Raw genomic sequence first — 19,958 nt, 5'->3', positions numbered from 1 at the left:
GCCTCGGTTTATGCATGCGCGGGCCGCTGCGTCTGATCGAGCCACTCGACGATGTTGCGCACGGTATCGCCGTAGAACGTTTCGTATAGCTCATGCGTCACATAGCCGATATGCGGCGTGGCGAGCACGTTGTCGAGCGAACGCAGCGGGTGTGCCGCTTCGAGCGGCTCGGTGTCGTACACGTCGATGGCAGCGCCCGCGATCTGCCCGCTCTCCAGCGCGGCGAGCAGCGCCGCCGTATCGACGATCGGGCCGCGTGACGTATTGACGATGCGGCTCGTCGGCTTCATTCTGCCTAACTCGGCAGCGCCGACCAGGCCGAGCGTGCGTTCGCTCAGTCGGACGTGGATCGACAGAATGTCGGACGTGGAGAACAGCGTATCCTTGTCGACCAGTTGCACGCCTTTCGATTCCGCGCGCTCCGCCGTCAGGTTCTGGCTCCACGCAATCACATTCATCCTGAACGCGCGGCCTATCACGCCGACGGCCGAGCCGATATGACCCAGCCCGAGCAGGCCGAGCGTCTTGCCCGCCAGTTGCGTTCCGAGTGCGACTTGCCAACCGCCTTCGCGCAACGACTGATTCTCGACGGAGATATTGCGGGCCATCGCAAGAATCATTGCCCACGTGAATTCGATGGTCGGCGTCGATGAATAGCCCGTGTGGACGACCTTGACGCCGCGCTCGGCCGCCGCGTCCGTGTCGATCGACGCGTTGCCCGAACCCGTCGACGCAATCAGCTTGAGATTGGGCAGCGCCTCGATGATTTCACGCGTGAGCGGTGTGCGCTCACGCATCACGCACAGCACGTCGAAGGGCTTCAGCCGTTCGATGATTTGCGCGGTCTGCGCGACGTGGTCGTTGAAAACCGTGATCTCCGCACGGCCTTTCAATGCAGACCAGTCGGCGATTTCGAGTGCGATGTTCTGGTAGTCGTCGAGAATGGCGACTCGGACAACGGACGGGCTAGACATGTGTTACCTCCGGGATTTGCGAATGAGAGCCTCCATAAAATCATATCCAAAAGCGATCGAATTCGCCGATACAGTGCAGACGGCCATCCCGCTGCGTGTGCGCCGTCGCGCGTGGGCCACGAGCCCGTGGCGCTAATTGTCGGCTAATTCGGCACGCCGACAATCCTCTCTACGGTGTGCGGCGGCGCGGATCGCAATCAGCGATGAGCGTGACCGTCGTCCGTGCGTTTCCAAGGAGAAGCCAACATGAACATCCCTCTTATCGACGTTGCGCCGCTTTTCAGCGACGATCCACGCGGCTGGTCCGAAGTGGAGCGCGCCTTGTATGATGCGCATTCCACGATCGGGTTTTCGGTTCTCGTCAATCATCGCGTGCCCCGCAGTGTGACTGACGATCTGTTCTGCGCATCGAGGCGCTTTCATGCGCTGCCTGACGAGCGCAAGATGCCGTTGCGGTACGGAGCGAATCTGCGCGGCTTCCTGCCACTGAATACATCGACGCTGCGCCGCTCGCCGCTCGGCTCGGCGAAAAAGCCGAATCACAGCGACTCGTTCATCGTGATCGATGAACTCGACGAATCGTTGCGCGAAAGATGGTCGCACTGCGCGTTAAGCGGGCATCAGATCTGGCCGCGGGAGGTCGATGGCTTCGAGGCGGCGGCGCGACGCTATCGCGACGCGGTGGCTCGTCTCGGGATGAAGGTGCTGCCGTGCTTTTCAGAAATGATGGGGCTGCCCCGCGACGGCCTGAACGGATACTACACGCCGAACAACCCGATATTGCGTCTGCTTCACTATCCCGCGTTGCCGATGCGCGAGCCGGACGTGTTCGGCTCGGCACCGCATACGGACTACGGCTGTCTCACCTTCGTCGCGCAGGACGAGGTTGGCGGATTGCAGGTCCAGGCTGCTGATGGGGATTGGCTGGACGTGCCGTTCATCGACAACTCGCTGGTCCTCAACACAGGACAGATCATCGCGACGTGGAGTCGCGGCCGTATCAAGGCCACGCCGCACCGTGTCGTGAATCATCCGTGCAAGGCGCGTTACTCGATTGCGTTTTTCTTCGATTGCGGACTGAATGCTCCCGTCGCGCCGCTCGTGCCGCCGCAAGACTCGACCGCTGCGCGCGAAGCTCAACCCACGAAGTTATATGGCGAACATCTGGAAGCATTGTTGCGCGCCAACTATTCGTTCTCGGCTTGATATGCGGTCTTGTTTGCATCGCGTCGCAATTGACCGCGTCGCGAGCGGGCACGGCCGTGTCCGTCGCGACATGGGCGTTAGCGCCAGGGCGCCATCGCATGAAAAACACCGTCGCGCCTGACCAGCGCATGAAACAGCGCGGCAGCCAGATGAACGACGATCAACGCAAAGAAGCACAACGCGAGAAATCTGTGCGCGTTCCAGAGCAGCGTGTGCAGTTCGTTGCTGTGCGGCAGTATCGACGGCAGGCGTACGCCGGCCGCGACGACGGGGTAGTCGGCTGCCGACAGCATGCCCCAGCCGAGAAGCGGAAGCGCGATCATCAGCCCGTAGAAAGCCAGGTGCGAAAGATACGCCGCGAGCTTCATCGGCTCGGGCATGTCCGGCGGCAAGCGCGGTGCGCCGCGCACGAGTCTCACCACGAGCCGGACCAGCGCGAGCACGAGAATCGCGAGGCCCAGCGGCTTGTGAATCGAAACGAGCGTGAGGTAGTCGGGCCGAATGGTCGATACCATGCCAACGCCGATAAACAGCATCGACAGGATGCATATCGCCATGATCCAGTGCAGCGCGCGCTGCAGCGCAGTGAATCGATCGTGGGTCGGTGTCATGGCTTCGCTCCTTCGGCAGGAGTGTGCGGATAGTATTTGTCCTCGGCGGTTCGACGGTTGAACGATACCGAATAGGCGGCCGAGCGCGCGGCCGGAAATGGATCGTCCGAGACGCGAATGCCCGGAGGAAGGACGGTGGGATCGAAGTTGAGATCGCGGCACGGTCCATCGGGCTCCCGTTCGATCGCATTGACCACCAGCGTGCCCGCTTCCACCTTGCGGCGGTCATCCGGCCACGCCTTGCTTGGGTCGGCCGTCTGGTCGCCCGGATTGGCGGCGATGACTATCATCGTCCAGCGTTGCGGCCCGCCGTGTACCCGCTGCGTGATATCCGTGGCAAGGAAGTCGGGCCCGCGCTGCTTGAGTGCGTCGTCGGGGACGGGCTCCGGCTTCGCGGCAGGCAGGAAGGACCAGCGCACGGCCTGATCCTGTCCCGCGGCGTTCGTGAAGATAAAGCTGTTGAGGCTGTTATACCGGTCCTGCGCGTAGGACGCGGTCCAGGGCGCGCTCGTCGCCCATGCGCCGAACGCGGCGAACTCGGGGTGTGCCGCGACGAAGTTCTTCATTGCGTCGGGGTCGTCCTTGTGCGCCGAGGCTTGCAACAGGTCATAGAAGGCTTGTGGCGTGGCGACGGGAAAGAAGGGCGCGTCGATCATCGCCGAGCGCCATTCGCTGCCATCGGGCGCGACGATCCGCAGGCTCAGGCCGCGGACGCGAACGGTTGCATCGGCCGCTTTCGGATCTGCGGTGGCGAGATTGAAGCGCCCCGTGACGGGATACGAGCCCGGTGCAAACATCGCCGCCTTCGATAGCGCGGCGGCCGCTCCATTCGATTCGAATGTGCCCGTGAAGCAGATGCCCTTCGCGTGGTTGCGCCGGAAGCCCAACGCAGGTCCATCCGGCGGCGCAAGGCCATTGACGATTTTTGCTGGCGTCAGGCGTTGAGGCGAAAGCCAGCCGGCCGTATAGGCGAAGGCCAGCACCACGACGGCGACGGCGATTGCGATCAGCGCCAGCGAACGCGCTGACGACGCATTGGAACCTGGTCTATCTGGCATCTGGCTCTCGACGAAGAGTTCTGATGGCGAAAATCTAGCAGCATGCCGGGATCTTTGCAGTGATGGGGAGGCGCGGGTGCCGTGACGCGATCAGCCATCTTCATGGCGGGCGCGTGCCTTTGCGCGGCCAGGCGCTCTGGCAGCCGAACATGGCGATTGCCGCGCCGTCCCGCCCATCGCATGTCGCCCGCTACTGGCCTGTATAGCCAATGGGCGCCGTGTACTTGCCGGAAAAGACATTTGCATTTCTCGACACGACGTAAATTGGCGATTCGGTGAGCGTCAGATTCACGACTCCATTCGCATAGGCAACCGACACAGGATTGCCCATCATGTCGATCAGCGCGACATGGCCGCTCGTGCCGGGCGAATCGACGGTCAGCGCGTAGCGCGTGCTGTAGGCCGGGCTACAGGTTCCCGACGCCGTCGGCCAGACGGCGTTGTTGTGCGTCCAGAGCGCGGTGATGATGGGACCGTTGTTCAGTTGCTGGAACGCATAGCCATATACCATCGACGGCAAGCCGTTCAGACGTCCCAGTGTCTGCGTGCCGTCGAGTACGCGGGTCAGCGCGGCGAACGCGAGCGCCTCGGGCTATGTCCCGCCGACATGCGCGGCGCGTGGGCGTCAGACGTCGCGCCCGCAGCCTCATGATTTAGCATCAGGCGGGCCAGGGCGGGCTTGCAAGCACGTGGGCGCTGAGAGGCTTGGCGTGCATGCGACGTGGGCGCGTTTTGCTCAGCCGTATCTGCCCAGGGAAATTGCAAGCGCGTGGAAGTTTTTCAATCGGCGAGGTGTGGCGGTGGGGATCGTGCTGCCCGTTTCGCTGCCGATCCTGATGGTGTGGTGATCTGGCAGTTCACGCGAATAGGGAACGACTTCCTGTCCGGTGTGATCTTTGCGGGCGCGGATTCAAGGCCGATCACGATCGCGTTGAACAACCCGGTCGACACATCGGAACGCACGAAGGAATACAACGTCAATATGGCTGCCGCGATTATCGCCGCACTGCGGACTTTGGTCTTTTACATCATGACGGGACGCTATTTCGTTCGCGGCCTCACGGCGGGCGCGGTGAAAGGCGACACGCTGGTATTCACGCAATTGAACGGCAACGGGAGCATCAGCCGGATTCATCCCGACGCAAACCCTGCGCCGATGTCGACGATGGACCTGTTATTCGATGTTTCGAAGTCGCTTCTGTTCGATCACCACGTCGGAGGCGCGCATCGCTTGACGCGTCAGACGCCGTGTCCCGGCTAGCTGGCGCGACGCCTGATGTTTTGCCGATGCACGCCGGCGCCCGCTCCCGGCCGATATGAGACGAACCTCATCTTGACGCGATGCGATTGCGCGAGCACGGCGTAATGTCGATGCGGCCGTGCGCTCGCATAGTACCTGCGCGGCGCGACGATGGGCGTTTCATCGCCGTTGAGCCAACGGCGAATCGTGACGAGATCGGTCAGTCGCGCACGCGATGAGCGCGCGCCAAGCAGCGCGATGATCAACTCGCCGTTCGGCATGTTGACATCGACCACGATGCACCGACCCGCCTCGCGGGTGTAGCCGGTTTTCGCCAGTTGAACGTCCCAGTCCTGCCAGAGCACGACGGGATCGGTGTTGCGATACAACCTCATCCGGCTGCCGACCACCTCTTCGTAATCCGGAAGCGTCGTGAAAGAACCGATCAACGGATAACGCGACGCAGCAGCCGCCAGTTTCACGACGTCGCGTGCCGTTGAGAGATTGTCCGGCGAAAGACCGCTTGGATCGTCGAAGTGGGTGTCCATCATGTGCAGCGCGCGTGCCTTGTTGTTCATCGTCAAGATGAACGCGGCCTGGCCCCCTGGAAATGCACGGGACAGCGCGGAAGCCGCGCGATTTTCGGACGACATCAGCGCGAGGCGCAGCATCGCCTCCCGTTCGAGCGACGCGCCGACGGGGATGCGCGATCCGGAATGCTTGAGGCGGTCGATGTCGGCGTCGTCGATGGTAAGCGTTTCGTACATTGACTGGGCGCTGTCGAGCACGACCATCGCGGACATCAGCTTGGTCAGCGACGCGATGGCCTGAACGTCGTCAGGATTCTTCTGGAGCAGGACTTCGCCGCGCGCGATGTCGTAGACGATTGCGCTATGGGAATAGAGGAAGGGCGCGTCGGCGCGGGCCGGCAACGTCGTCGCAGCGAAAAGCAGCGCGCAGATGACTTTCTTCATGATATTCGCACCTTTGGGCCGCGATCGAAATGCGACGGGTTCGTCGCGCACGACGGTCTCCAACAACTAAACTTTAGTTGCTCGGTGCTGGAATGAGTGTGTGAAAAAAGACAGAATTTATCTGTCGAGGAATCAGCGGCGAGGTTGCTGATCGATTGCACGTTGCGACATGAGGCCAGGCCGTGACTATCCGCAAGCTGAGGGTTTGTGCATTCGCGTTTTGCCTGGCTGGCGTTCTGCTGGCTAGCGGGGCGGCATGGGCCGACGACGTCAAGGTGATGATCGCGGGCGGGTTTGCGTCTGCCTACCGGGAACTGGGACCGCAATTCCAGGAGGCGACGGGGCGAACGCTCGTCACCGTCTGGGGGCCCGCGGCGGGCACCGCCGCCAACGCCATTCCGATGCGGCTTGCACGCGGCGAGTGGGCCGACGTGCTGATCGTGGTCGGCTATGCGCTCGATGACGAAATCAATGCCGGCAAGGTCGTGGCTGCCAGCAAGGTCGACTTCGCGCGCTCGCCGATCGGCATGGCGGTGCGCGACGGAACACCCAAGCCGGATATCAGCACCATTGACGCGCTGCGGCGCACGCTGCTTACCGCAAAGTCGATCGTTTATCCGGACAGCGCCTGCGGAGTGTATATCGGGGGCGAACTGTTCTCGCGTCTCGGGCTCGCCGGGCGCGTGGAAAGCCGAAGCCGCATGATCCCGACGGGCCAGGTCGCGAATCTCGTCGCGGACGGCGAGGCGGAGATCGGCTTTCAGCAGGTCGTCGAACTCTTGCCGGTGAAAGGGGTGACGGTGGTCGGTACTTTGCCCGCGGAAGTGCAAAGCTACATCGTGTTCTCCGGAGGCATCGCCACGAGTGCGAGAAATCCCGCCGGCGCAGCGGAGTTGATCCGCTTTCTGTCGTCGCCGGACGCGGCTCCCGCCATCGCGAGGACGGGGCTGGAGCCGCTTGCGATCACGCCTGCGAAATGAGTGACGCTTGAAGGATGCGTCGCGTCGGCGGTGAAAGCCGGGCGGCGGGCGTCCCGCAGCGCTTATGCGTATGCGTCGCCCTTTCAGCGCTCCGGCCCGTGTGAAGGCGTGATCGTCAGTCAGATCGTCGAAGACGAAACGGATGCTCTTTTGCTAAGGTTCTATTGTCTGAGCGGCTTGAGAAATCACGCGCCGGGTAGCAAGGAGAACACGAAAAACAGACGCAAATGGACAGCGCAGATCATGCCTATAAGGCAGCGCTGCAGAGCACGTTGGCACGCACCCGGCAACGCGTCCGTGACGGCACGATCGAATCACGGTAGTGCATGAACTCCATGCCGCCCGCGAGGCTGCGCTCGATTTTTTGCGGACGCGGGGTAACCATCGAACAGATCCGGAGGCACTCCATGGACGAAGCAAGAATACGCGAGGCCATCGATGCCCACTGGCGCGCGTCGGCAGCCGGCGATCTTGATGCTGAGCACGACATCTATGACGACAATGCGATCTGTGAATATCCCCAATCAGGCGAGCGAATCGTCGGAAGGGCAAACCTGCAGGCGCTGCGGAGCCATCACCCAGACAAGCCATCGGGTTTTAACGTAAGGAGAATTCAGGGAACAGGTACTCTTTGGGTGACTGAGTACATCATTTCGTACAAGGGAAGAGCGACCTGCACGGTAAGCATCATGGAGTTCCGGAACATCAAGGTCGTCCATGAGACCCAGTATTTCGCGGAACCCTTTGAAGCGCCGGAATGGCGGAGCCAATGGGTCGAGCGGATCACGTGAGAGCTCGTCGCGGTCTGCCAGTCCCACAGCTTCGATAAATGACCGCATGCCGCGAGTCGCGTCAAGCAGGGCGCCGTTCTGCGTGAGCGCACATCGATGTGCGGATCACCATCGCCCATCGAGCGGCCGTCGTCGCGACACAACCGCGAACAGCTATCCCGCGTCGAAAAAAACACTTCACGAAACGCACGAGCCGATCTTGGGGTGGCCAGCGATCTTTAAATGGCACGCAACTAACCGTCTGCCGCAAGTTCCCCTCTACCCGGCTTCGCCACAAAGCGGCTCGCAGAAGAGGGGTGCGCGCTTGTTCACGCTTGCCTTCGGCGAATGAGTTGAGCGCATAGCTGCTTCTCGCGAGAGCCGCAAGCTTGCGGCGGTAGCGCGTTCAGCAGCGGGACCGATCGTTCAATTCGGCGAGGAGCGCCTGGGCCGTGCGCATGTCCGCAAGTTCGCTTCGTTCCCTGATGCTTTCGCACGCAGGCTGCAGCGCCGCATAGGCATCTTTAATGTCACCTGTTTCCGCCAACTGGCGCGCAAGGCTGATCGCCGCCCGAAGACGCGGAAACCCCGCGCCTTGCCTTTGCGCAACCGAGATCGCCTCGCGTAGGGAGGCGATCGCTTCTTCCCGCCGCGTACGGGACAGCGCGACGAGCAATTCCGCTTTTATGCGCAGCATTTCCGATAACTGGAAGCGTCCGCCATGCTGATCGACAGCGGCAAGCGCCCGCTCGATCTCGATGAGCCCGGCGGCTGGTTTGCCCGCGCGGCCAAGGACTTCGCCAAGCAATGCGTTGAAGTATGGCAGTCCCATTTCCGCACCCGTTGCGCTGATTGCCGCAATGCCTTCGCGCATTCGTTCCATGCCTTCGTCGAGATCGCCGAGTTGCGCCAGCGACCAGCCTAGCTGGAATATCCCCTGCGACAACAATAAAGGCAGCACGTACTCCTCGCATACCGCGATTTCCCGCGCTGCCCACTGTCTCGCCAATTCCGGCTCGCCGCGCAGGATGTGGGCAAAGCTGCATGTCCAGTACGCAAGCGCGTTCGTGAGCGGATGATCGAGGTCTTGCGCGAGTTCGAGCGCATCGTCACAAGTCGAAAGCGACTTGTCGGGATACCCGTGCAGGCACTGCACCAGCGCGGTGAAGCACCGGCAGCACACACCCGGATCGTGTCCCGAGTATTTGAATGTCAGCGCGTGATCCCGCTGCCGGTCGTAGAGTGCGATCCCTCGTGAACTGTGAAGCTCCGCAGCGGCGTATTCGCCCATGAAAAAGCTGTTCGTCCAGAACAGATGATGCGTTTCAAGCTGCATTCCGTGGTCATGTGAGCCCGCCGTCAACGCCGCGCAGCGATTGCCGAGCTGGCGTGCGATTTCAGACTCGCCGCGGATCATTCGATACTGACCTTCGCCTCGCAGCACCGTGAAGAGTTCACCCTCGTCGCCAAGCTCCTCGCAGAGCGCTCTTGCTTGCGTGTACGCGTCCAGTACCTCTTTGGCCGCCCAGCCCTTCGCCGCCATCATGGTTACGCCGAGGACCTTTTGATAATCGAGTTCGTGTCTGAGCAGCGCCGGCGTGCGAGGCAACGTCCTGATGATGTCGAGCCCTCTGTGCAGGTACTCGGACGCCGCCTGATACGCCGACCGCTGCAGCGCTTTGTCCGCCGACCGGTAGAGATAGTGAAGCGCCTTGTCCCATAGTTCGCCAGCAAGCGCGTGGTGCGCGAGTTGCTCGACATGCTCGTCAAGACGCTGCGCGTGAAGCCGCTCGATGACGTCCACCAGCTGTACATGCATCGAACGGCGTCGCTCCTTGAGCACGCTTGCATATGCGACGCGATGTGTGAGCGCATGCTTGAACGTGTATTGCTGATGCGGCAACAAGCGCGTCTGATAGACGAATTCGGCCGCCTGCAAATCGCCCAGCAGATCGTGCAGATGTTCGCGGTCGAGATCGGCGACCTGCTGAAGAAGATCGACGGGAAACTCGTGACCGATCACGGCCGCCGTCTGCAACAGGGTTTTCTGCTGCGCGGACAGCCGGTCGATCCGCGACGCGAGGACGGCATGCACGGTCGAAGGGATCTCGAACGTCTCGATGGTTTGAACGATCCGGTAGGCGCCCGTGCGGCCAATCAGTGCACCCGCATCGGCCAGCGCACGGACAGACTCTTCGAGGAACAGCGGTGTGCGTCCCGTGCGTTCGATCAGGCGCAGCCGAAGCGCTGACAGCGGGGCGGCGTCGCCGAGCAGCGATCGCAGGAGCAGTTCCGCGCTCTCGGCGTCGAGACTTTCGAGGCGCAGTTGGGAAAAATAGCTCTTGCCGAACCATGCGTGCCGATATTCGGGTCGATGGGTCACGATCAGCAACACACGCGACGCACCGATAAAGTCGACGAGATGATCGAGCACCGCCTGGGTGCCGTCATCGCTCCAGTGCAGATCCTCGACAACGAGTATCAACGGATGGTTCTCACTCGCACGGATCACAAGGGAGACGATCGCTTCGAGCGTGCGCTTGCGCTTTTGCGGCGGACTCGCCATTTCCCATTGCGGATCTTCCGGCGGCAGATCCAGAAGGGCAGTCAGCGCGGGGCGCATCGATGCGAGTGCCGGGTCGATGGCGTCGACGCCGCGATGAAGCCTGTCGGCTACCTCCGCCAGCGTGTCGCGCTCGCCAATGCCGAACCATGTCCGCAGCAGATTGGCGAGCGGCAGATAAATCGCGCTTGTGTCGAGCGAGGACGTGCCCGTCTCGAGTCTCGTCCAGTTGGCCGCGTGTTCCGAGTTGACAAACTCATGCACGAGACGGGACTTGCCCACGCCCGGCTCGCCAACGATCGCGCACACCTGGCCAGCGCCACGTCCGGCGCGTTCGAGCATGCCCTGCAATCTGGCCAGTTCCTCATCGCGGCCGACAAAACGTGTCAGTTCGCGAACCGTGCGCGCGTTCCAGCGAAGGCGAAGCGCAGACTTTGTACGCAGTATGAAAATCTCGACGGGAGCGGAGGTCGCCACGGAAAGCAGCCTCCCCTGACGATCCGACAGTTCGATAAAGCCTTCGGCACAGCGCACGGTATCGGCGCTCACGCCGATTTCTCCCGCCGACAGTGTGGTATCGATCTGATTGGCCAGCTGCGGTACGGCACCAAGCGCGTCATAGTGCTGCGAACGGTCGTCGCCGATCGTGCGAACGACGGCCTCGCCCGAATGGACGCCGATCCGCACATCAAGATGCCGGCCAGTGAGCGCGGGAATGCCTTCGCGCATCGCGAACGCGGCATAGCAAGCCCGCACTGCGTGGTCCTCTTGTGCGACAGGGGCGCCGAACAGGGCCGTCACGCCGTCGCTTCTGAACTGTGTCACCCGGCCGCCAAAACGTTGAACCGCATCGACCATCGCCTTCAGAACAGGGTCGAACTGCTCGAGCGCCGTCTCGGGATCCGTATCGCTGACAGGCTCGCGCACGCGCGCGCAGAGCACGCTCACCTGCTTGCGCTCCGCCGGCAAGACGGTCGAGATGTCCGCTGCGTACTCAGCGCGCGATGCGTTCCCGTCCTGCGCGGCTTTCTGTCCTGCAAACGCCGCGCGCGCGGCGGGTTCGCTGTGCCTGCCCGTATCCTGGTGGATTTGACTAGCAAGACGTTGCGTTTCCTCGGCAGGCGCAATGCCGAGTTCCGTGTTGAGCACACGGACGCACTCCTGATATTGCCGAACGGCGGCGTCGCGGCGTCCCGTGCGTAAATACAGCCTGATGAGCGCCGCGTGAGCCCATTCGAGCAGAGGGTCCAAAGCGAGTGCCTTACTGGCCACCGAAATCGCGCGATCGAATTCGCCGGATTGTTCCCAGTGGGAGACAAGTTCGGCGAATACCGCCTCAGCGCGCTCATGAAACCAGCGGCGCTCGACGGTCATCCATTGCTCGAAAGGCTCTTCACGAAGGCCAAAGCCATCGAGAAGCGCGCCTCGATAAAGCGCGACGGCCTTTACCAGCGAATCGTGAGACTGCTCATTCGCGAGCTGCGCGAATTGCAGCGCGTCGACATCCACGAGATGTGCGTCGAGCCATATCGCGTCCGCTTCCGCATTCAGCAGCGGGGGCACATCCGATAGCATCCTGCGCAAGCTCGACAGCGTTTGCCGCAAACTGGCTCTTGCCTGTTCTTCCGCACTGCGCTCCCAGAAAACGCTGGCCAGTTGATCCCGGGAGCGCAGCATGCCCGGCGAGAGGGCAAGGTAAGCCAGGATGGCTTTGCATTTCCTCGTGGGAAAGTCCAAAGGCTCAGGCTTCCCGGCAAGTCGGATGTGCAAGCCACCGAAAACTTCGATCATGAGCCGGGTCATGTCGTGCGTGAGCTGAAGTTTCACCCTGCAAATAGTTTACTCTCCGGTGCGCGACATTCAGGCAATCCACGCGGACTTCTCGCCCCCGTCCATTGCGAGTCTCTTTTTTCACGGTGTTTTTACGCGGCCCGGCGCGCTCTTCACGGTCCAATGACGTCCGGCGACGATAGTTGAATCGTGGCGATGCCGTACGCCCGACGCGGCGAGGGTAGCCACTGGACGTGTGAGTTATCCGTGAATCGCGATTGAAGGAGATGTTTCAAATGGAAACCATGACTAACGGGCATCAGCTCGAGGCCGACCGCTACGCCAAATGCATTGCCGCGTCGAAGCGCGTTCGCTGGGATATCGACCGCGACGTGATTCGCGGCCGAAACTTTGATTTCACGAAAAAATTCTTGCCGGACGCCCTGTCGAAAGTCGATTCACTCGGCTTTCTCGACTCCGACGAGCGGCGCATGCTGAGCCAGATTCAGGGCCGCACGTACGCGAACATGTTTGGTCTCGTCGAACGCTTCATTGCCGCAAAGGTACTCGATATGAGCGGCCCATACCGTCTGGGCGACCAAAGCGCGCTCGAAGCGCTCGTGCGGTTCGGCGACGAGGAAATCAAGCATCAGGAACTGTTTCGTCGCATCGAACAGATGTGCGCTGAAGGCATGCCGTCCGGCTACATGTTCTTGCCGGAGGCAAACAGCGTTGCGTCGTTCGTGCTCGGGAAGTCCACATGGGCAGTGCTCGCGCTGACGTGTCATATCGAACTGTTCGTGCTTGCGCACTACCGTGGCAGCATCGATTCGGACTCTAATTCGTCTGAATTATGGAAGGACGTATTTCTCTACCACTGGCGTGAGGAATCGCAGCATGCAATCCTCGACGAACTCGAATGGCGACGTGAAGACGCAAGACTTTCGCCTGAAGAGCGCGACGAGGCGGTCGACGAACTGATCGAACTGGTCGCCGCCGTCGACGGCATCCTGCAGACGCAGGCTGACGCGGACGCCGACTACTTTGCAATGGTCTGCGGACGATCGCTGCCAATGGCTGACAAGGAATCCGTACGCGTTAGTCTGCTAGCAGCATACAGGTGGCAATACATCATTTCGGGGGTGCAGGAACCCCGCTTCGGTCAGATCCTCAGCGGCCTGATCACCGCAAACCAGATGTCTCGAATCGGAACTGCGCTGGCACCCATCACGGCTTAGTGCGCACCACTATGCGGGCTGCAAGCTGCAACGCTTGCGGCCGGCAAAAGCCTGTGACGCGGCTGTAACGCGGCGAAGCTATCTGGACTCGTTCGCGCCAGCGCTGCGCGCGCCCCTTAGCCGGCACTGGCGTCTGCTTGAATTACACCTTCGCCGACATCGCTTCCATACGCCGCCTGTCTCGCACGAACGCCAGCATCAGCGCAGCCACGCCGCACGCGGCGATGAGCGTCAGCAATGCGCCCTTGCCAATGTGAACCAGCACCCAGCCACCCACCGACGGAAATCCAAACGCGCCGACGAAGTACGACGCGACGAACCATGTCAGCGCGGCCTGGTGGTGCGCCGCCTCCGAATCGTTGACGGCCTGCGTCTGGATGACGGGATAGACGAGCCCATATCCCGCGCCGAGCAACAGGGCCGCGGCCAATTGAAAAAACACATGGTAGGGCACGGCGAACATCGCCACTATCCCGAGCACCATCACGACGAGCAACACCTTGGTGGCCATTTCCGGACGCATGGCGGTGACGAGTCGGGAAAGCAGCCAGCGCGTCGCGACGACAGTGATCGCGTAGAGGCTGAAAAATGAGCTTGCTTGCGCGCCCGTGCCTTGCACGAGTGACATCTGGAATGTCATCAGCCCGGAGAAGACGCAGGCACCGAGCGCGATCATGACAATGGGATAAACGGCGAGTGTGCGGGCAATGGCGCCAATGTTGCCGAGCCATCGTTGCTGCACAGGCAAAAAGCGCGGATGCGGAGCGAGCCGGCCAAATGTTTCCAGCATCAGCGACGCAATCACGCACAAGCCGCCGACGACACACAGCACGCTGTTGACCGACCAGTGAAAATAACGAATGGCAAATGCCGCGAGTGCAGGGCAGCCGCCAATTCCCGTCATCTGAAAGGTGCCGTATCGAAGGAACCAGCGGCCGCGCTCCTCATCGCCTGTACGCTCGGCCAGCGACATCGGCGCGGCAAGGTAGAAGGCGCCCCAGCCGAGACCCAGGATAAATCCGGGAATCACATACAGCGGGCTCACACGCTCGACGAAGGCGAAACCTGTGATGCCGATGCCGACGCACAGTGCGGCGAGCGCGCTCATCCGCGCAGTGCCGACATAACGCGCGAACAAGCCGACAAGCGATACGCCGGCAAAGGTTCCAACCATCGCGCCGCCGAGCGCTATGCCCGTGTCGAAGTCATTGCCGCCTATAGATCTGAAGCGCATCGAAAAGAGAAAGGTGGCTCCATATCCTCCTGCGGTAAGCAGCGTACCGACGAGCAGCAACAGGGCAGTGAAAGGGCGCATGGAGAAGTCCCGATTGCAGACGACAATCAGTGGGGCACGACGTGTCCGGCTAGTATGCACTACGGTATTGACGGATACTTTATGCGGTCAGCCGTGCGAGCCGCACGACGGCAACCGGGACCTTTCCCGAACGCTAAAATAAGGTCATTCGGCGTTTTCTCTCTTACCGCCTCGCTGCGGCCCGTCGTCGAGAGCAGCATTATGTCCCGGACTTCAACAGCGGAAAAATCGATCCCCATCGGCGCGCTCAGTTCGCTGCCGTCAGTCATGCATGAGCATGGGGCCGATCCTTTTATTCCGGCGTTATAGGCTGGCGCATACTGTTCTTCATTGGCGCGCTTCGCGCTTTGCTGGTATTTGTCGTGCGTCGCTATGTCGAAGAGCCGGAAATCTATCTGGCCACGCGCAAGGCGATCTCCGCGGGTGCCGCTCCCGCACGTGCAACGAAATTGAACTCAAAGGATCATTTGAAAACGACGATTCTCGCGTCGCTTCTAGCCACAGGTGTATTGGGCGGCAATCACATGATGCTGACGTGGGTGCCGACTTATCTCAAGTTGAGACGCGGGACTTCGGTTACGTTGATCAATATTTGCGGATCGTTTTTGGGCTATCTGGTCAGCTTGAATCTTAGCGACACGGCGATCGAGCGCTAGTGCCGTCTGAAAAGCTCCTTGTTCAGGGCAGACAGAAGCGTGGCTTCGGTTTGTGCACTGGCCTGTGCTGGCGGCGGTGTCATCGGTCGAGCAGGCGCCGGCAATACGCCTGCTGACGGATCTCTCAAGACGGCTGTCGTCGCTGTGACCTTTGACATGGGCGGCGGACTGACTGGCTCACGCAACGCACGTTCTGCCAGTGCATCGATCTCGTCACAAGGCTTAAGCGGGCCGCAGGCCGCTTTCGGCGCTTTTGCGCCAGGCCGTCGATCTTTCGGCGTGGTCGACGTAAGGCTAGTCCGCGTCGATGCGGTACCCGTGTCCTGAGGCGCGCTTTTCGCCGCCTGGCGCACGGATGGGGGAACGGCATTTGCGCCCGCAGGCTTGTTTGCTGTTTTCGCAATCGACGGCACCGGGACTGCCGGGGACGCTGCGGGCTGGGCTGGTGTGCCGGCAACGATTTGGCTCGGGACGCTCGCAGCTTGATTGGGTGTGGTGTCGGACGTCATGGGCTGGATAGACGTGTTGCGGGCAACGGTAACGCCTGGCGAGCTAGCGGCCTGACTGGCTGTGGTGTCGTGCATCGCAGGCGGCGGTGCTGCGCTGTGGGCAACGCTGATGCCTGGCGAGCTAGCGGCCTGACTGGTTGTCGCGTCGTGCATCGCGGGCGGCCTTGCTGCGCTGTGGGCAACGCTAACGGCTGGCGAGCTTGCGGCCTGACCGGTTGTCGCGCCGTGCATCGCAGGCGGCGGTGCTGCGCTGCGAGCAACGGTAACGGCTGGCGAGCTTGCGGCGTGAGTAGTTGTGGTGTCGAGCATCGCGGGCGGCGGTGCTGCGCTGCGGGCAACGGTAACGGCTGGCGAGCTTGTGGCGTGAGTAGTTGCGGTGTCGAGCATCGCAGGCGGCGGTGCTGCGCTGCCGGCAACGGTAACGCCTGGCGAGCTTGTGGCCTGGCCGGTTGTCGGGTCGCGCATCGCAGGCTGGGGTACGGCGCTGTGGGCAACGGTAGTGCCAGGCGAACTTGCGGGATGACTGACCGTGGCGTCCTGGATCATGGGCTGAGACGGTGCGCTACGGGCAACGGTAGTGCCTGTGGTGCTCGCAGCATGACTGGGTGTGGTCCCGGACAGCACGCGCTGGCGCGGCGCGTCCCGGGCAACGGTCCTGCCCGCTGCGCTCGCCGCTGCGCTGGCGGCCGGGTCCAACATCGCGACGGCGTCAGCCGCGCGTGGCTTTTCTACCTTTGAGGCCTGCTTGACATCCTGAGCGGGTGCAGTCGACGGGACAGGCTCATGTCGCATTGCAGTACGCGGCTTCTCGTCACCGGCGACTTGCCGCAACCGGCTTTGCACCGCTTCCCGCTGCGTGAGCGTCACATATGTACCGAACGCCGCGGCGAAGCCGAGCAGCACGACCGCCACGCCCGCACTGAGACTCCAGTCGGGTGCGCTCGCTGAACTGGCGGCGGCGAGCTTTTTTGGCCTCGCTCGAATGCGCATGATGAGCAGTGGGCGAGTGACGTCAGGCGCCCGTCTGGAGCGCCGCGAGGGCTTCCTGACTACATCACGCGAAGGGGCAGAGGAAGAAGAGGAAGAAGAGGAAGAAGAGGAAGAAGGCAGCTCGCCGGGCGCTTGCGCGGAATCGCCTTTTTCCGGCACATCGTCCGGCGCCGCATCGTGTGGCTCGCGCGACGTCACAGGACGTTCGTGATTGATGTCCATATTCCGTCTCCCCAAACTGCGGCAAGTGACGCATCTGTGCTTCTTCTCGTTGGCAACCGGGTGATGGACGTCACCTTGGCGCATCGCGCAATCTGGCTTGTTCGCAATGTTTGATCGCGCGCTTAATCCGTCATTGTCCAGAATGGAGATAACTTCGTATGTTAGTCGCAACACAAACAGGAGGCGTCGTCAGCGAGCGGACGGCAGCGCGGCGACAGCCGTTGGACGGCCTTACTCGGAGTCCGTCAGGGACGAGAGCAGTTTGAGCAGGCTATCGATATTGACGGGTTTGACGAAGTGATAGTCGAAACCGGCCGACTGGGCCCGGAGCCGGTCTTCCGTCTGGCCGTATCCCGTGATTGCGATCAATAGCGGCCTGGACTCGCCTTTGGGCCGCAGCCGGCGCGCGAGCTCGTAGCCGTCGATATCGGGCAAACCGATATCGAGCAGTGCGACATCCGGGCGGAACGTCGCGGCGGCGTCCAGCGCTTCGGCGGACGAGTACGCCGCGCGTGTCAGATGGCCCTCGGATTCGCACAGCATGGTGAGTGAATCCGCGGCGTCGCGGTTGTCATCGACAATCAGGATACGCAACGCACTCGATGCAGCGCCGGGCGCAGGGTCGGAGAGAACCTGCGCCGAGTGCCGTTCGTGATGGTGCAGACGCGGCAGGCGCAACGTCACCGTCGTGCCGCGGCCCGGCCCCTCGCTTTGCACGGTGATCGTGCCATCGTGCAGTTCGACCAGCTTTTTCACCAGCGACAGCCCGATGCCCAGGCCGCCATTCGAGCGATCGAGCGTGCGCTCGCCCTGAGAAAACAGTTCGAATACCTTGGGCAAGAGATCGGCCGAAATGCCCGTGCCCGTATCGGCCGTGACGATCGTTACCCAATCGTCGTCCGCGTGTGCGCTGATCGTGATGTGGCCGTGTTCTGGCGTGTATTTGCTCGCGTTGTTCAGGATGTTGACGAGTATCTGCGAGATCCGCGTGACATCGCCGCGCACCCACGCTGTCGCATCCGATACGTCGACATGCATGTGCTGCCCTCGCGTTTCCACCGAACCTGCGATGGCCTCGACTGCGTGATAGACGGCGGTTCCGACCAGTATCGGTTCAAGCTGGAGCGCAATTCGTCCCTGGGTGATGCGCGATACCTCCAGCAGATCATCGACGATGCGCGTCATGTGTTCCGTCTGTCTGCGCATCAGTTCGACCAGATCCGCTGAACGCGGGTCCATCTCATTCTGCTTTTCCAGAAGCGCAATGGCCGTGCGAATCGGCGCAAGCGGATTGCGCAGTTCGTGCGCGAGCATGGCGAGGAACTCGTCCTTGCGGCGATCCGCTTCACGCAGCATCAACTCCATGCGCTTGCGATCGGTGATGTCGATCACGCTCGCAATGAGACGCAGCGGCTTGCCGTCCGGGCCGCGCTGAAGCAATGCGCTGCCTTCCATCCATTGCTCGCCGCGCGGGTCCTGCACGCGGAATTCGAAGTGCGCGCCGGGGTTGCAGCCGCCCGCGAGCCGGTGGATGTAACGGTCGAGCGCCGGACGGTCATCGGGGTGAACGCGCGACAGCGCGGCGTCATAGGTAAGGATTTCACCTACGCGCGGCTCGTCGCCGGCTTCGAACGAAAGAGTCCAGGAGGCGAGATCCAGCGAGACGATATGGAGTTCCGCCGCCTGCATCGCCACCATGAGCCGCAGATTGCGGGCTTCGATCGCAGCTTGGGCGTCATGTTGGGCGGTCACGTCGGTGGTGGTTCCGAACCATTCCTGAAGCTTGCCGTGCGTGTCATAGAGCGGCGCGGCGTGCGCCTGAACCATGCGCCACATGCCGTCGTAACGCCGCATGCGAAACGTGAGCGATCCCCCCGTCCCTTTGCGCAATACGTCCAGCCACGCCTCGCGCGTCATCTCGCGATCGTCGGGGTGCACATAGTCGAGCCAGCCCCGGTTCACGAGGCGCGCAGGCTCGGCGCCGGTAAATTTTCCCCACGGTTCGTCGGCGGGGCGAATGTTGCCGTTGGCGTCCGCGGACCAGACGATTGCGCCCGTCGATTCGACCAGCGCCCGATAGCGCCGCTCGCTCAGGATGAGGCGCTCTTCGGCGGCGCGCTGCCGGGTGATATCGAAGGTGACCCCGTGCACGCGGGCGAGGGCGCCTTCATCGTCAAACTCCGCATGGCCGCGCATGCGCAGCCAGCGGGGCTGCGCGGCCAAATCGTCCAGCACGAAGTCGAACTCGAAGGGCGCGCCGCGCTGCAGCGCTTCCTCCACTTTTTGATGCAGTGGCGCGCGAAATTCCGGCGCGATGCGGTTCCACAAATCGGATAGCGCGACGGCCTCGGTGCCCGGTGCAAACGAATAGAGCTCGGCGAGTTGCGCATTCATGCGCACTTCGCCGTTCTTCATGTCCCATTCCCACGCACCCATGCGGGCGCCCTGGAACGCAGCTTGTAGCCGGCGCTCGCTCGCTTCGTACATCGCCCATGCGTGACGGCACTGGTGAACGTCCGTCGCGACGCCGACGGTATCGCCGATGCGGCCCGTCTCGTCGCGTTGCACCTGCAGATGCAGCGTGTGCCAGTGAAAGGCACCATCGGCGCGCAGCAGACGCACATCGACATTGCGCAGCAGGTTTCCATCGCGCATCTGCCGCAGAGCGTCGAGGACAGGTGCAATATCGTCGGGATGCACAAAATCTTTCCAGTGACGCCCGACTATTTCGGGCGCGGAAATGCCGAGGTAGCGCGATGCCCATGGATTCGCATATCGAATCACCCCGTCGCGGTCCGCGCGCCAGACGAACGACGGAAGGAAGTGAGCAGGATCGTGCATGTGTGCCCTTTGTGCTGGCGGCAACCACCCGTATCAGGCTA

14 protein-coding genes and 1 pseudogene are annotated in these 19,958 nt (G+C 62.1%); 7 read left to right on the top strand and 8 right to left on the bottom strand.

Annotation, left to right across the window (positions count from 1 at the left end; all coding sequences use genetic code 11):
* Positions 1–8: 8 nt before the first annotated feature.
* Entirely contained in the window at positions 9–974 is a 966-nt protein-coding gene (locus J8I87_RS02305) for a D-2-hydroxyacid dehydrogenase family protein (RefSeq protein WP_209929829.1), read from the bottom strand.
* Between the two features lie 246 nt (positions 975–1,220).
* Between J8I87_RS02305 and J8I87_RS02300 the strand changes: the two genes are divergently transcribed.
* Complete coding sequence (locus J8I87_RS02300; protein ID WP_209929828.1) at positions 1,221–2,180, top strand: isopenicillin N synthase family oxygenase; 960 nt, start codon at positions 1,221–1,223, stop codon at positions 2,178–2,180.
* 77 nt (positions 2,181–2,257) lie between these two features.
* Here the strand turns inward: J8I87_RS02300 and J8I87_RS02295 are convergent, their stop codons facing one another.
* From J8I87_RS02295 to J8I87_RS02285, 3 genes are all read right to left on the bottom strand, one after another.
* Positions 2,258–2,791 carry a cytochrome b gene (locus J8I87_RS02295; protein ID WP_209929827.1) on the bottom strand — a complete coding sequence of 178 codons (534 nt, stop codon included), beginning with the start codon at positions 2,789–2,791 and terminating at the stop codon, positions 2,258–2,260.
* Positions 2,788–3,849 (bottom strand): catalase family peroxidase, encoded by a 1,062-nt coding sequence (locus J8I87_RS02290; protein ID WP_209929826.1) that lies wholly within the window; start codon positions 3,847–3,849, stop codon positions 2,788–2,790. The genes J8I87_RS02295 and J8I87_RS02290 overlap by 4 nt, the downstream gene beginning before the upstream one ends.
* A 190-nt stretch (positions 3,850–4,039) precedes the next feature.
* On the bottom strand, positions 4,040–4,360 hold the full coding sequence (locus J8I87_RS02285; protein WP_209929825.1) for a hypothetical protein: 321 nt from the start codon (positions 4,358–4,360) through the stop codon (positions 4,040–4,042).
* 295 nt (positions 4,361–4,655) lie between these two features.
* Here J8I87_RS02285 and J8I87_RS02280 point away from each other — a divergent pair.
* Positions 4,656–4,930, top strand: a pseudogene (locus J8I87_RS02280) (carbohydrate ABC transporter permease); the annotation flags it as partial.
* Positions 4,931–5,106: 176 nt separating this feature from the next.
* Here the strand turns inward: J8I87_RS02280 and J8I87_RS02275 are convergent.
* Positions 5,107–6,063 (bottom strand): serine hydrolase, encoded by a 957-nt coding sequence (locus J8I87_RS02275; RefSeq protein ID WP_209929824.1) that lies wholly within the window; start codon positions 6,061–6,063, stop codon positions 5,107–5,109.
* A gap of 182 nt (positions 6,064–6,245) precedes the next feature.
* Here J8I87_RS02275 and J8I87_RS02270 point away from each other — a divergent pair, with 182 nt between their 5' ends.
* Together J8I87_RS02270 and J8I87_RS02265 are read left to right on the top strand one after the other, a co-directional pair.
* Positions 6,246–7,043 carry a substrate-binding domain-containing protein gene (locus tag J8I87_RS02270; RefSeq protein ID WP_209929823.1) on the top strand — a complete coding sequence of 266 codons (798 nt, stop codon included), beginning with the start codon at positions 6,246–6,248 and terminating at the stop codon, positions 7,041–7,043.
* 407 nt (positions 7,044–7,450) lie between these two features.
* On the top strand, positions 7,451–7,834 hold the full coding sequence (locus J8I87_RS02265) for a nuclear transport factor 2 family protein (protein ID WP_209929822.1): 384 nt from the start codon (positions 7,451–7,453) through the stop codon (positions 7,832–7,834).
* Positions 7,835–8,219: 385 nt separating this feature from the next.
* Here the strand turns inward: J8I87_RS02265 and J8I87_RS02260 are convergent, their stop codons facing one another.
* Entirely contained in the window at positions 8,220–11,939 is a 3,720-nt protein-coding gene (locus J8I87_RS02260) for an AAA family ATPase (RefSeq protein WP_313063659.1), read from the bottom strand.
* Positions 11,940–12,442: 503 nt separating this feature from the next.
* Between J8I87_RS02260 and J8I87_RS02255 the strand changes: the two genes are divergently transcribed.
* Positions 12,443–13,384 carry a hypothetical protein gene (locus J8I87_RS02255; protein ID WP_209929821.1) on the top strand — a complete coding sequence of 314 codons (942 nt, stop codon included), beginning with the start codon at positions 12,443–12,445 and terminating at the stop codon, positions 13,382–13,384.
* Between the two features lie 142 nt (positions 13,385–13,526).
* On the opposite strand, the gene J8I87_RS02250 is transcribed toward J8I87_RS02255, so the two are convergent.
* Positions 13,527–14,699 (bottom strand): MFS transporter, encoded by a 1,173-nt coding sequence (locus J8I87_RS02250; RefSeq protein ID WP_209929820.1) that lies wholly within the window; start codon positions 14,697–14,699, stop codon positions 13,527–13,529.
* A 362-nt stretch (positions 14,700–15,061) separates the two neighbouring features.
* Here J8I87_RS02250 and J8I87_RS02245 point away from each other — a divergent pair, with 362 nt between their 5' ends.
* Together J8I87_RS02245 and J8I87_RS02240 are read left to right on the top strand one after the other, a co-directional pair.
* Complete coding sequence (locus J8I87_RS02245; RefSeq protein ID WP_209929819.1) at positions 15,062–15,355, top strand: hypothetical protein; 294 nt, start codon at positions 15,062–15,064, stop codon at positions 15,353–15,355.
* Between the two features lie 1,365 nt (positions 15,356–16,720).
* Positions 16,721–17,065, top strand: coding sequence for a hypothetical protein (locus J8I87_RS02240; protein WP_209929818.1), 345 nt, complete (start codon positions 16,721–16,723; stop codon positions 17,063–17,065).
* Positions 17,066–17,307: 242 nt separating this feature from the next.
* Here the strand turns inward: J8I87_RS02240 and J8I87_RS02235 are convergent, their stop codons facing one another.
* Complete coding sequence (locus J8I87_RS02235) at positions 17,308–19,917, bottom strand: PAS domain-containing protein (RefSeq protein WP_209929817.1); 2,610 nt, start codon at positions 19,915–19,917, stop codon at positions 17,308–17,310.
* Between the last annotated feature and the right edge of the window lie 41 nt (positions 19,918–19,958).

This window comes from Paraburkholderia sp. LEh10, from assembly GCF_017814945.1.
Classification (GTDB): domain Bacteria; phylum Pseudomonadota; class Gammaproteobacteria; order Burkholderiales; family Burkholderiaceae; genus Paraburkholderia.
The sequence above is the reverse complement of the archived record's forward strand: the minus strand, read 5'-3'. Positions and strand labels throughout refer to the sequence as shown.

Excerpts from the sequence above, each read along its gene's own strand:
- J8I87_RS02265 (WP_209929822.1), top strand. The coding sequence starts at position 7,451 with ATGGACGAAGCAAGAATACGCGAGGCCATCGATGCCCACTGGCGCGCG.
- J8I87_RS02295 (WP_209929827.1), bottom strand. The coding sequence starts at position 2,791 with ATGACACCGACCCACGATCGATTCACTGCGCTGCAGCGCGCGCTGCAC.
- J8I87_RS02290 (WP_209929826.1), bottom strand. The coding sequence starts at position 3,849 with ATGCCAGATAGACCAGGTTCCAATGCGTCGTCAGCGCGTTCGCTGGCG.
- J8I87_RS02250 (WP_209929820.1), bottom strand. The coding sequence starts at position 14,699 with ATGCGCCCTTTCACTGCCCTGTTGCTGCTCGTCGGTACGCTGCTTACC.
- J8I87_RS02255 (WP_209929821.1), top strand. The coding sequence starts at position 12,443 with ATGGAAACCATGACTAACGGGCATCAGCTCGAGGCCGACCGCTACGCC.
- J8I87_RS02305 (WP_209929829.1), bottom strand. The coding sequence starts at position 974 with ATGTCTAGCCCGTCCGTTGTCCGAGTCGCCATTCTCGACGACTACCAG.
- J8I87_RS02275 (WP_209929824.1), bottom strand. The coding sequence starts at position 6,063 with ATGAAGAAAGTCATCTGCGCGCTGCTTTTCGCTGCGACGACGTTGCCG.
- J8I87_RS02235 (WP_209929817.1), bottom strand. The coding sequence starts at position 19,917 with ATGCACGATCCTGCTCACTTCCTTCCGTCGTTCGTCTGGCGCGCGGAC.
- J8I87_RS02300 (WP_209929828.1), top strand. The coding sequence starts at position 1,221 with ATGAACATCCCTCTTATCGACGTTGCGCCGCTTTTCAGCGACGATCCA.
- J8I87_RS02285 (WP_209929825.1), bottom strand. The coding sequence starts at position 4,360 with ATGGTATATGGCTATGCGTTCCAGCAACTGAACAACGGTCCCATCATC.